Source organism: Paraburkholderia sp. CNPSo 3076, assembly GCF_026343935.1.
Taxonomy (GTDB): domain Bacteria; phylum Pseudomonadota; class Gammaproteobacteria; order Burkholderiales; family Burkholderiaceae; genus Paraburkholderia; species Paraburkholderia nodosa.
On record NZ_JAPMAL010000004.1, the window covers coordinates 124,199 to 136,856 of the forward strand.

The following is a 12,658-nucleotide window of genomic DNA, read 5'->3' on the forward strand; positions in this document are numbered from 1 at the left end:
TGGGTATCGGCCGCCGGCGACCGATGTATTCGTCAAAAAAGGTCGCGCAGCGGCAGGCGACGCAAATCGTCGGTGATCGGGACGCTCGCCAGGATCACCAGCAGCATCGACAAGGGAACGCCCGCGGCAAATCCAAAATGCCGGAAAGCCACGGCGCCTAGCGTCCCGCCAAGTAAAAACATTCCGAGCAGGGAGCCGAGTACGCGTACGCGCTGCATATCGGCCGCCACGTGATGCGACGCTGAAGACGGCACGCCCCAGTTCCAGTAGAGCGCTTTTCCAAGTTCGATTCCCAGATCTGTCACGATGCCGGTCACATGCGTCGTGCGGATTTCGGCCTGCGAGATTTTCGTGATCATGGCGTTCTGCACGCCCATGATGTAACAGAGCACAGCCACCGTCAGCGGCACGAAGAGAACGCGATGGATGCCGAGATTCGCGCCGAGCGCGGCGAAGCAAAGGAGCAGGGCGGCTTCGAGCAGGAGCGGCAGCGCGTAGACGCTGCGCGCGCAACGGCGGCGTCCCCAGCTGATCAGAATGGCGGACGTCGCGGCGCCACTCGCAAAGGCAAGGACGGAACTGATAGCGGACAACGCGATGCCGCTATCGCCAAGCGCGGTGCTGTCGGCGAGCGACGAGACGATGCCCGACATATGCGACGTGTATTGCCCAACGGCGAGGAACCCGCCGGCATTGATTGCGCCAGCGACCCAGGCCAGCGCACGGCCGAGCCGCAGGTTGGCCCGCTCGGTGCGTTCGACAGAGGTGAAGCTGCGCAGATAGTGAATGGGCACGACGGCGTTCCGGGCTACGAGCGTCGAAACGCACAGTGTACGACGCGGACTGATTCCACAGCCCAATGCCACGTGGCGCCGGGGGTGCGGTTGTTTGCCGCAGGGCTCGCCACGTTGTCGCGAATTCGTGTAATCCGCTTGCACATGTCTTTTTCGCGCAAGCCCCGGGTCTCGATCGAGCGTCAGCAAGGCCGGACGGGCGGCGATCCACGATGCGCAGCGCGGTGAGGTTGTTCAGTGCTTGCGCTTCGGGCATCGTCTGGACGATCAATCTGTAAAGATCGTTGAGATTGTCCTCGGTCTCCAGACTCTCGAACGGATCGCGATTCGCGCCGAACGCCTCGTCGATCTCCACCCAGTCCGGTACGGTCAAATAACGTTGCGCGCCGGGCAGGATGACGGACTCTTCCAGGTGCCGGTGATTGGCGTAGAAGTCGGCGTAACCATACACGCCCTCGCGCAACGCGGGCAGCATGTCGGCGCCGGCGAGTTCATACGGTGTGAGCGCCCGTTCGAGCGCGCGAACGCGCAGCTTGCCTTCCTCGTGCTGGCGCGCGAGTTCCCCGATGACCGCGTCGAATTCTGCGGTGCGCGCTCGAAGCCGCGCGAACAGGTATTGCTCCTCTTTCGGATGATGAACCTGCTCGGGGAATTCGTTGATGTAGTAGAGCATCGCCCGCATCAGCATCGCGCTGCTTAGGCCGAAGCCGGACGCCATGCCATCGACCACGCGCAGCATGCCGCTGACGATGCTCGTCAGGCGGCGGTGTTCGCTCAATATCACCTGGATCGCACTGCGTCGGGTGGCGAGTTCCATGTCGGGCTCCGTGAGAGGAGCGGCCGACCTGGGGTAAGGGAGCGGTGGGAGTGGGGGCGGCACTGCGTGGTCAGCCGCGGCTGATTCACTATGCGCCCGGCGTTTCAAGATGCATTGATTTTTGTCAATTCGTGCTCGCGGTGCGGGCCGCTCATCGGCGCTGCGACACAGGAATTCGGCACGGCGATGCGTCACCGTGCCGATACCGAAGCGATGTGTCGCGCGAGAGCATGAATGCGTTTATGGCGTGCTCGTCGGCGTCAGAATTGGCGGTTCATACCCGCCCGTATCCACGGCGAAGCCCGCTTTGGTTGCGCCGCCCGCGCCCTGCGGTCCATAGTTGTTGGCAGCCCGTGCAGGACCCGGGCCGCTGCTCGTGCCGCCCACGCCCGGCGGACCGTAGTCGTTTGCAACCGGCGCGGCAGCTGGCCTCGCGACCGCAACAGGGGCCGGGGCCGCCGCGGCCGGCGGTGCGTAGTTCGCAACCGGCGCGGTGGCTGCCCCGCTGGCTGTGCCTCGGACCGACGTGGTCACACTCGGTGGCGGGGCATTGGCGGTCCGGGCTGGCGTGGGTATCACCAACGCATTCGGACGATAATCCGAGTCGGGCGCGTGCGGTGGTGGGCTATATGCGTTTGTCACCGGTGCGCTTACGATCGGCGCCGGTGGAGGAGGCGGCACGATTTCGACCGTGGCCGTCCGTGCACTCATGCCTGGTGAGCCGCCGCGGCCCATAGGTCCACCGGGGCCGCCTGCACTCGCGCTACCAGAGGAGCTACCCGCACTCGAACTACCGCCTGCACCGGCGCTACTTCCACCGGCGCTGCCTGCACCGGCGCTGCCTGCACCGGAGCTGCCTGCACCGGAGCTGCCTGCACCGGAACTGCCTGCACCGGAACTGCCTGCGCCGGAACTGCCCGCGCCGGAACTGCCTGCACCGGAGCTGCCTGCGCCGGAACTGCCCGCGCCGGAACTGCCTGCACCGGAACTGCCGGCACCAGAGCCCGAGCTTGATCCCGAACTTGACCCAGAGCTCGACCCAGAGCTCGACCCAGAGCCTGATCCTGAACTTGACCCAGAGCCCGACCCAGAGCCATGGCCACCGCCCGCACCAGCACCAGCACCCGCGCCGCCGCCATTGCCTCCGCCGTTACCGCCGCCGTTGCCTCCGCCGTTACCGCCGCCGTTGCCTCCGCCATTACCGCCGCCGTTCCCCCCGCCATTACCACCGGCCGCACCATAAGCCGCACCCGACAGGGCCAAAGCGAGCACCCATACCACGGTCTGCTTCGTTGATCGGTTCATCGTTCCCCCCTAGTTCGTGCAAGCCGCTTCAAACGCCCGACTTGCCCGCGCAAAACCGCTCCGCGCGTTGGTTAAACACGCGCGCAAGCGATGTGCCGCAACGCGCTCCCCCGGTGCGTGTCGTCGGAATTGTTCAGAATAACTATCTTCATTGCGACTCCGCTTCTCATAAACGGAACGCAATGACGTATCGCTCCAGGATACGGCGATTAGAAAGCCACGTCTTCGCTCACTTGATTCGCATTGCGAATCAATACCATTCGTATGATTTGCAGGCTCGTTAAACGACGTAGCCTATAGGTGGATTGTCCGGGCTAGCAGCTGAGATGGGCCAGGTTGGCGAAGAAATGCTAGCGAATGGCGTTGGTTCGGGCAAACAGAGCGCTTTCAATAAACGCTTTTAATTAAGCGGGAAGTCGGCCACGTCCGTACCTGAACGGGGTCAGGCCCGGCAGCGTGTCCTAATGCGAAGCCACTGTGTTTTCTTCTTCGCTGCCGCGAAAGCGTTTTACGAATCGATTATGCGCCGCTTCAGGGGCGGCACATTGTTGACGACGCGCATTGCCGTGCGCATCGCACCGAGCGCGAAGCGTCCGACAATGGGCCGATGTATTGCGTCGCGCTCGTCGAACTGTTTGCGCGATTCAGCCACCGCGTGAAAGCCATAACGTCGCATCTGCGTTTCATAGCCGGCAATCGCATCCACTAGCGCCAGCTCGCCGCGCGCTACCCGCACGAGTTGCGAGCCGAGCAGTTGCGCATCGCGCAGCGCGGTATTCGCGCCGACGCCTCTGCCCGGCGTCATGAGATGAATCGCGTCGCCGAGCACGGTAACGTTCGAGGCCGGCCAGGGCTCGACGGGCACCGAAGTGCGCACGTCCAGGGCGAAAGTGGTCGAGAGGTCCGACGCGCGAATCAACGCGCGCAGATTGGGATGCCAGCCGTCGGTCATCTGCATGGCGAGCGCGAGCCGGGCCGGCGCTTCGAGCTTCATCGGGTCGGCGGGGACGTTGCGGCGCGCGCCCCACACGCCCCACATCAGGTAGTCGCGTGTGTTGTCGTAGAGCAGGCCCGGCCAGCGTTCGATCAACGCGGCGTCGTTGCCACCGACGCCGGACCTGGCGCCGCCCCGGTCCCAGTTGAACGCCATCACGTGGATGATCGCGCCGTAGCCCTTCGGCGCCGAGATCAGCGTAATGCCGTCGCGTACCTTTGGCGGCAGCAGCGCGCGGTTTTCTTCGGTCATTGGCACTTTGGCCGCGATGCTCACGATGCCGGTGTTCTCGAGCCTTGCGTGCGGCAGCAACTGCCTTCGCACCTTCGAGCGCGCGCCGTCCGCGCCGACAAGCACATCGGCGTTCGCGCTCGTGCCGTCGGCAAAGCGCGCACTCACGCGGCCATCGGCGTGCTGCTCGTATTCGACGAAGGTCTTGTCGAAGTGCACGCGATCTTCGAGGCCGCTTAGCAGGACCTGACGCAGCGTCATGCGGCTCACGGACTTCCCGCCGTCGATCTCGCTTGCGCCGATCCCGACCGAGAGCAGTTCCGACATGCGCTCCGTCAGCATGTTGAAGTAGCATGGCGTGCGCGCACAGGTGGCGAGGAACGTAGCGAAGAGTTCAGGCGGCAGCGCGGCCTTCAATGCGGCGAGACCGTGTGGATCGATGCCGACGCGATAGCCTTGCAGACCGTCGACGCGCGTGCGATCCCGTTCGTACACCTGAACGTCGATGCCGGCCCGTTGCAGGCTGTGCGCGAGACACAGGCCGCCGGTTCCCGCGCCAATGATCATGACCGAGAGCGGAGTGTGCGGGCTGACGTTCGACATGGCTATTTCTCCTTCGATGATTCGCGGGCGGCAGGCGCGTCCGACGGCGGTGCGAAACGCTCGGCGAGTTCGCGCAGCCAGGGCTCGCTCCACGTGAGATGGCCGGCTTTCAGGTCGCCCACGACGCTCGTGACCCAGTCGAGCTCGGTCTTGAGCGCCGCTCTCATGAGTTCGCCTTCGAGCAGGAACAGGCGCGGCACCTGCATCGCCTCGGCGCTCGCGTACAAGGTGTCCATGCGGGCGAGTTCGCGCGTGAGGGCCGCCACGCGCGTTTCGAGTTGACGGCGGGCGTCGTCGGGCGGCAGCAAGGGCAGCAGCGAGAGCGCCGCCGGGAACGCCGGGAATTCGCGCGCGGGCTGTGCGAGCTGCTCGCGCAGCCACAGGCGGGCCGTGTCGCGCCCGGCGTCGGTGATTTCGTAGATCGTGCGTTCGGGAAACGCGCCGTCGCGCTCCGTTTCCCGCACGGCGATCAGGTCGCCGCGCAAAAGCCGGTCGATCGTCTGATAGAGGCTGTTGCGCTGCCGCACGTTGACGACTTCGTCCTTGCCGCGCGCCTTGATGAGCTGCTGCATCCGGTAGGGATGCATTGGCGCTTCGGTCAGCATGGCGAGAACGGCGAGGGCGAGCGGCGAATGTCGGAGCATGGCGGCTAGTAACTTTGTGTCTAGTTCTATTATGACTAGACACGCGGGAATGCAAGGCGCGCACGCACGCTAGTTCCTTCAAGGACAGGTGTCACGGGTGCCAGTGATAGACCACGACGCTCGATCCGTTGTAATTGTCTTTCGTGACGACGTATTCGCCGGTCGAGCGCAGGTACGCGCGAATGCCATACATCGAATCCACGTCGTTGCCGACATCCATCGCCGACGCGTTCGAGTTCGTCAATGTCGTGACGAGACTGCCGGTGGCGAGATCAAACACGTCGATATTCGGCACCGTATGCACATAGCCCACGAACAGGTAGTGGCCCGCCGCCGCGATCGATTTCGGATTCGCGCTGGTGAGATCGATCACCGGGCCCGGCGCGCTCGTGTTGCCCGCTTTCCAGCCGTGATAGATCTCGATGTGTCCGTTCATGGCTGTCCAGTCCCAGCTCCTGGCAATGCCTTGCGCGAGGATCATCGTGTCGCTGTCCGACTGATAGATGATGCGCGTGAGCGGGCGCACGGTCCGCGGGATCTGGATCGCCCTGGCGGCTCCCCATGATGGCTTGCCGTTCGCGTCGAAGCCGGGTAGCGGGTAGTGGTAGATCTGGTTGGTCCGGTCGAGGCCGGCCCAGACGTCGCCATTGCCGTCGATCGCGAAGCCGCCCGTCACCTTCGTATTCGTATTGAACGCCTTGCCCGGGATCGAGCCGTCGGGAATGGCAATGTACCCGCTCGACGGCTGGAAATGAAAGAAGTTGAAGGTGTCGGGATTCTGGCCGGAGGCGACGAGAATGCGGTTGCCGCCCACCACCACGAGTTGCGCGAACAGCTGGCCGCGCTGATAGTCGTTCATGTTCAGGCGCGGGTCGGCCGGCCAACTGAACGGATCGATCGTGTTGGCTACGAACGTGCCGCCCGATGTCCCCGTGTAGATGTTGTTGCCGCTGTAGAAGTTCGCGCCATCGGTTGCTGGGTCGGGCGCCGCGATCGCCTCGAAGTTGAGTGCCTGCAAGGTCCACTGCAGCGTGCCCGATGAGTTGTACGAATGAATGTCGGTGCTGCCGTTGCGGCCCATGTCCCAGTCGCCGCCCCATGCGTTGTTGAGCACGTACAGATTGCCGGCGGCGTCTTTGCCGATACCGGCGACGCGCGTGAAGCGCTTGTCGCCGACCTGCCCCTTGATGCCCGTCGTGGTGTCGAGATAGCCGCCCTGGACGCCGAACGTGCCGACCAGCGCAGGCACCCCGGTCAGGGCATAACACTTGATGTTCATGTCGGGCCCCTCGTCGCCAACCAGCAGCTGGTTCGTCGGCGCGTCGAAATCGAGTGCCGATGGCCGGGCGCCCGCGGCCATCTGGATCGTGTTCATCGGCGCGCCAGCCGGGCTGAACTGCGCGATCACGCCGGCGTTTGCGCGCGCGACCCAGACGTTGCCCGCACCGTCGACCGCGAGTGCGCCGGGTTGCTGGACGCCGATGTCGCGCTGCCAGACGCCGTCGGTCGTGTACACACGTACGCGGTTGCCGTAATAGTCGCTGGCGTAGAGGAGTGTGCCGGCAGTTGCGAGGCCGGTGATCACGTCCGCGTTCTGGATGCCGGTCCAGGTGCTCACGGCAATGCGAAGGTCGCGTGTGTTCGAACTTCGGCTGTAGCGGCCCACCGATCCGCTGCCGTACGCCCGGCTATAACCGAGCGCGACGAAGACCGACGTCGCGTTGCCCGTGATCGCACTGCCCTGGAACTCGTCGTGCGCGCCGATGGTGCCGAGCGTTGCGCCGTTCTGATAGAGCGCGATGCCGCCCGCGTTTTCGTCCCAGCGCGATGACGTATAGATGACACCCTCGGGCGCGACCCACAACGAGCGCGCGCCGTTACCGACGTGTGCGGCGAGCGTGCCGAAGCTGTTGGCGAGCCAGTCAGTCGTGTATTGCGCATGACTGGCGGGTGCAATTGCGGTGACAAAAAGACCCAGCAATGCGGCGCGAATCCGGTTCTTGAACATACGCTGGGCTTCCCCTGGACATCGCGCCGCGATGGCGTGAATCGCGGCGCATAAAGTGACCGATAATGAAGCCGCGCCGCAATCGGGAGGTCGTGCTCTGTGAGCGCGTGTATCTGGAGTGTAGTCAGTAAATCGCGTTCAGCGTTTCAACCCGTTCATGGATTTCGATAAAGGATGCGCAGCGAATGATTCAGTGCGCATCAGCTTGTATTGGGTCACTGGAAGATAATCAGGAAAACGTATTACATGCAATGACTGCGCGTGCGAGTGGACTCAATTCGCCCGCGCCTTGACGTAACGGCCAGGTGCGGGCTCGATCGGCCGAATCTTCGTGCTTCCCAGCTTCGTGCGCGCCTTGACTTGACCACCCGCATGCGGCCGCAGCCACGCGATCCAGTGAGTCCACCAGCTGCCCGAAGTTTGCTGCGCGGATGCGAACCACTCATCAGCGTCACTTTCAGGATTGCCGTTCACGCCGTCGACCCCGCCGTTGACCCAATAGCTCCGTTTGTTCTTCGTAGCCGGATTAATGACGCCGGCGATGTGTCCGCTCGCCCCCAGCACGAACTGGTTTTCGCCGCCAAGAAGCCGGGTGCTGCGCCACGCCGATTTCCACGGCACGATGTGATCCTCCTGGGTCGCCAGCACGTAGGCCGGCATGTCGATGCGGCCGAGGTCGATCGGCACGCCGCACATGGTGAGCTTGCCGGGCTCGCGCAGGGTGTTTTCGAGGTACATATTGCGCAGGTACCAGGTGTAAATCGGGCCGGCCAGATTGGTGCTGTCTGCGTTCCAGTAGAGCAGGTCGAACGCCGCCGGGCTCTTTCCCTTCAGATAGTGGTTGATCACATTAGGCCAGATCAGATCGTTGGCGCGCAGCATCTGGAACACGAAGCCGAGTTCTCGCCCCGGGTAGATGCCGCCACTGCCTATCGAACGCTCACGCTGCAACACGGTTTGCTCGTCGATGAACACGCCGAGATCGCCCGGATCGGTGAAGTCGAGCATGGTCGTCAGAAGCGTCAGGCTCGCAACCTTCTCTTCTTCTTCGCGCGCGCGTAACACCGCAAGCGCCGAAGAGAGGATCGTTCCGCCCACACACCAGCCTACCGTGTTGACCTTGTCCGCACCGGTGATCGCAAGCGCAACATCGATTGCCTGCATCACGCCCGTTTCCAGATAGTCGTCCCAGGTCGTATGCGCAGCGTCCGCATCGGGGTTGCGCCACGACACCATGAAGACCGTTTGTCCCTGCTCGACGGCGAAGCGCACAAACGAGTTTTCGGGCCGAAGGTCGAGAATATAGAACTTGTTGATGCAAGGCGGCACGATCAGCAAAGGACGCTTTGCTACGTGCGTACCGAGCGGGGCGTACTGGATTAGCTGAAACAGGGCGTTCTCGAAGACAACCGCGCCTTTGGACACGGCAACGTTGTGACCCACTTCGAAAGCGGCTTCGTCGGTGATCGTAATGGTGCCGCGCGCGAGGTCTCCAAACAGATTCGTCATGCCCGTACGAAGGCTTTCGCCGTTCGACTCGATGGCCGTACGGATCGCTTCGGGATTGGTCGCGGCATAGTTGGTGGGGCTCGCCGCATCGATGAACTGGCGCATGAAAAAGCGCAGCCTGTGCTTTTCGCTCTCGTCATAGCCTGTCGCGCCGACCATGTCTTCGAGCAGGCCCGCGTTGGCCAGGTAGCTCTGCCGGAGCAGGCTGTACCAGACGTTACTGCTCCACTCGTTCGCCCGAAACCGTGGGTCGCGGCATGCCTGACTGGCTGCCGCCTGCGGGTTCAGCATGTTCGTCCACAGCGCCCACTGCTGTCCCCAGTAGCGCGCGCCGGCTTCATGCAATACAGCCGGCGCAACGGCTGCGCTTGCCGGGATGCCGGCCAATGCGTTCAGGAAGTCTTTCGCCGAGCGGGAAAATCCGTGCGCGACCTCGTCGGGCATATTGAAGTGATTGCTCATGCCGGTTCCACTGCGGTATTCGTCGAAGCGTCCGCGCAACGCGCTTCGCTGGCGCGATCCGCGCGCGAAGTGGGCATGACGAGCGCGTCGCCGTCGATGACCACCTTGCCTTGTACGGTGCAAACGGTGTCCAGTACGACCCGGCGCTTGCCTGGAATGAGTTCGCGCACCGTCACCGTCGCCTGCACCGTATCGCCCGGCCTGACCGGCGCCTTGAAACGCAGGTTCTGCCCGAGATAGATCGTACCGGGGCCCGGCAAGCGGCCGGCGATGGCCGCGGAAATAATGCTTGCACTGAGCATGCCGTGCGCAATGCGTCCCTTGAAGGCCGTTTTGCGCGAGAACTCTTCATCGATGTGCACGGCGTTGTTGTCGCCCGAAGCGCCGGCGAACAGCACGATATCCGCATCGGTAATGGTCTTGGCGAAGCTCGCGCTCATCCCTGGTGCGAGGTCTTCGAAGTCGTATCCTGCAATATCGTTCATACGTGATCCTAAGGAAATGGTGATCGCTTTCAGCCGCCTTGCTGGTCCGTGCAGGGAAGACGATCACCTCGCGTAGCGGGGCGGAGAATGCTGTCGCGGCCCGACCGTCATGTCGTGATTCTTCACACGAAGTGTCGTCGGTACTGGGTTCATGGTCGAAATCGCACGATACGGCAAACGCGGATCTCGCATTTCCGATTGGGCGCCATGGTTTTAATATTTCGCGCCATCGTTCGTTTTGGAATCGGGGGGAAAAAGGGAGGCAAGCGGCGCGCGCCACGTTTGCGCGAGCAGCACGCCGGCGAGCGCCACCGCTCGGTCACGGCTACACGAGCCAGAGCGCGTTTGCTGCGATGTTCAAGCGGCATTTCGGCGTCGCGCCTTCGGAGTTTTACCGCTGAGATAACGGCCGCAGAAATCCTCGGAGCGAGGGCGCGCTTCGCTCAAAGCCCAGGCGAGCGCGCTCCACACGCGCGCAAAATCAACTGCACCACTTCCTCGGTGCTCGCCTCGAACCCCGCCGATGAAAGCGCGCGCTTGCCCGAGAGCGCGCGAATTTGCGCCTCGAAATCGGCGTAGTGCTGCGTGGTCGCCCAGATCATGAATAGCAGCGTTTTCGGATCGACGGGTGCGAGCAACCCTTCCGCAATCCATCGGTCGATCAGCTTCACGCGCGTTTCCATCCAAGGCCTCACACGCTTGAGCAGGATGTCCTGCATATGCGTCGCACCGCTGATGATCTCGTTCGCCCACACTTTCGACCCGAGCGGCCTGCGCCGCGAGAGTTCCATCTTCGCGCGCACGTAACCGCCAATGGCCTTGACCGGATCGTCGCTCGCGTCGAAAGTATTGGCGGCCGCGTTCCATTCCTCGAACAGATCGTCGAGCACGCGCCAGTAGAGCGCGAGCTTGGTCGGAAAGTAGTAGTGCAGATTGGCCTTCGGCAGGCCCGCGCGCTCCGCGATCAGCGCCGTGCTCGCGCCTTCGAAGCCGCGCTCGGCGAACACGGCTTCCGCGCAGGCAAGCAGATGCGCTTCGTTCGACTCGCGAATGGCAGCTTTGCGCCGGCGCGGCTTGTGCGTTGCGTCAGCGGCCTCCCGCATCAGCGCCGCGACGCGCATCGCGCGGGTCGCGGCTCGCGTGGTGGGTTCGTCGTCGCGCATGATGGTCGGTCCGTTCAGAAGGGAAAAGGCGGCGCACGGCTGGCGCGCCCATGTCGGCTTCATTGTAGCCACGATGTAAGCGCCTCGTGCATTCACCGCCCTCGGGGAAAACGCACGGAGCGCGTGGGCGTTTTCGCGCACTGCAGCATCGATGGCACGGTTCTCGCTGGTAACACCGCATTGAATTCGCAAAGTTTATCGTCTACAACCTGTCCAATCGGACAGGATTCGCGGGGCGAGGTTTCGGGAGTCGCGAAGCGCCATTCGAGCGTGCACCGCCATGGCTCTTCCCGCCCCAGAAGGTGGCACCAATGCACGTTTGACGAACACGGACAGGAGAACACGCATGAACGCAGTAAGCGAAGCCGCGCTGACGACCGCGATTCACGTGAACGGCCAGCGTTTGTGGGACAGCCTGATGGAGATGGCGAAAATCGGCGCCACGCCCAAGGGCGGCGTATGCCGTCTCGCGCTCACCGATCTCGACAAGTCAGGGCGCGATCTCATCGTCCAATGGGCGAAGGAGGCGGGCTGCACGGTGAGCGTCGACCAGATGGGCAACGTGTTCATGCGCCGCGCGGGGCGCAACAACGACCTGCCGCCGGTGATGACCGGCTCGCACGCCGATTCCCAGCCCACGGGCGGGCGCTTCGACGGCATCTATGGCGTGCTGGGTGGGCTCGAGGTGATCCGCTCGCTCAACGATCACGGCATTCAAACCGAGCGCCCCGTCGAAACCGTGATCTGGACCAACGAGGAAGGTTCGCGTTTCGCTCCGGCCATGGTCGCCTCGGGCGTGTTTGCAGGCGTCTTTACGCTCGACTACGGGCTCTCGCGCAAGGATGTCGATGGCAAGACCATCGGCGAGGAGTTGCAGCGCATCGGCTATGCGGGCGAACTGCCGTGCGGCGGGCGCAAGATTCACGCGGCGTTCGAACTGCATATCGAGCAGGGGCCGATACTGGAAGCCGAAAACAAGACCATCGGCGTCGTCACGGACGCGCAGGGACAGCGCTGGTACGAAGTCGTGCTCACGGGGCAGGAAGCGCACGCGGGCCCGACGCCCATGCCGCGCCGTCGTGACGCGCTGCTAGGCGCCTCGCGAGTCGTGCAGCTCGTCAACGAAATTGGCCTGCGCCATGCGCCGCTGGCCTGCGCGACGGTCGGCATGATGCAGGTGCATCCGAATTCTCGCAACGTGATTCCGGGCCGCGTGTTCTTTACCATCGATTTCCGCCATCCGCAGGACGACGTGCTCGCGCAGATGGACGCCGAGCTGCGTGAAGGAATTGAAAGGATTGCCGGGCAAGGCAAGCTCGAAACGCAGGTCGAACAGATTTTCTATTACGCACCGGTGCCGTTCGACAAGGCCTGCGTGAACTCCGTGCGCGCGGCGGCGGAGCGCTTTGGCTACTCGAACCGCGAGATCGTTTCGGGCGCGGGCCACGACGCGTGCTATCTCGCGACGGTCGCGCCGACTTCGATGGTGTTCGTGCCATGCATCGACGGCATCAGTCACAACGAAGTCGAGGACGCGACGATCGAATGGATCGAGGCGGGCGCGAACGTGCTGCTGCACGCCATGCTCGAACGCGCGAGCGAACCAGGCTGACGCCTTTGACGCTAACGCAAGCGGCCTGAGA

8 protein-coding genes and 2 pseudogenes are annotated in these 12,658 nt (G+C 63.6%); 2 read left to right on the top strand and 8 right to left on the bottom strand.

What is annotated here, in order from left to right:
* Positions 1–32: 32 nt before the first annotated feature.
* From M3A49_RS06425 to M3A49_RS06455, 7 genes and pseudogenes are all read right to left on the bottom strand, one after another.
* Positions 33–794, bottom strand: coding sequence for a YoaK family protein (locus M3A49_RS06425; RefSeq protein ID WP_266227946.1), 762 nt, complete (start codon positions 792–794; stop codon positions 33–35).
* A gap of 400 nt (positions 795–1,194) precedes the next feature.
* Positions 1,195–1,611 (bottom strand): annotated as a pseudogene (locus tag M3A49_RS06430) (hemerythrin domain-containing protein); the annotation flags it as partial.
* 1,813 nt (positions 1,612–3,424) lie between these two features.
* Entirely contained in the window at positions 3,425–4,744 is a 1,320-nt protein-coding gene (locus tag M3A49_RS06435) for an FAD-dependent oxidoreductase (protein ID WP_266227947.1), read from the bottom strand.
* A gap of 2 nt (positions 4,745–4,746) precedes the next feature.
* The gene (locus M3A49_RS06440; RefSeq protein ID WP_266227949.1) at positions 4,747–5,388 is read right to left on the bottom strand and encodes a PadR family transcriptional regulator; all 642 of its coding nucleotides are present in this window, start codon (positions 5,386–5,388) and stop codon (positions 4,747–4,749) included.
* A gap of 91 nt (positions 5,389–5,479) precedes the next feature.
* Positions 5,480–7,396, bottom strand: coding sequence for an SMP-30/gluconolaconase/LRE-like region family protein (locus M3A49_RS06445; protein WP_266227950.1), 1,917 nt, complete (start codon positions 7,394–7,396; stop codon positions 5,480–5,482).
* A gap of 273 nt (positions 7,397–7,669) precedes the next feature.
* Positions 7,670–9,367: a class I poly(R)-hydroxyalkanoic acid synthase gene (phaC, locus tag M3A49_RS06450; RefSeq protein WP_266227951.1), complete on the bottom strand. Its 1,698-nt coding sequence runs from the start codon at positions 9,365–9,367 to the stop codon at positions 7,670–7,672.
* Complete coding sequence (locus M3A49_RS06455; protein WP_266227952.1) at positions 9,364–9,852, bottom strand: MaoC family dehydratase; 489 nt, start codon at positions 9,850–9,852, stop codon at positions 9,364–9,366. Before M3A49_RS06455 ends, phaC begins: the two co-directional genes overlap by 4 nt.
* Before the next feature lie 314 nt (positions 9,853–10,166).
* Between M3A49_RS06455 and M3A49_RS06460 the strand changes: the two are divergent.
* Positions 10,167–10,253: pseudogene (locus M3A49_RS06460) on the top strand (AraC family transcriptional regulator); the annotation flags it as partial.
* 42 nt (positions 10,254–10,295) lie between these two features.
* Here M3A49_RS06460 and M3A49_RS06465 read toward each other — a convergent pair.
* Complete coding sequence (locus tag M3A49_RS06465) at positions 10,296–11,015, bottom strand: TetR/AcrR family transcriptional regulator (protein WP_375541727.1); 720 nt, start codon at positions 11,013–11,015, stop codon at positions 10,296–10,298.
* Between the two features lie 346 nt (positions 11,016–11,361).
* On the opposite strand from M3A49_RS06465, the gene M3A49_RS06470 reads away from it, so the two are divergent.
* Entirely contained in the window at positions 11,362–12,627 is a 1,266-nt protein-coding gene (locus M3A49_RS06470; RefSeq protein WP_254354599.1) for a Zn-dependent hydrolase, read from the top strand.
* The last annotated feature ends 31 nt before the right edge of the window (positions 12,628–12,658 follow it).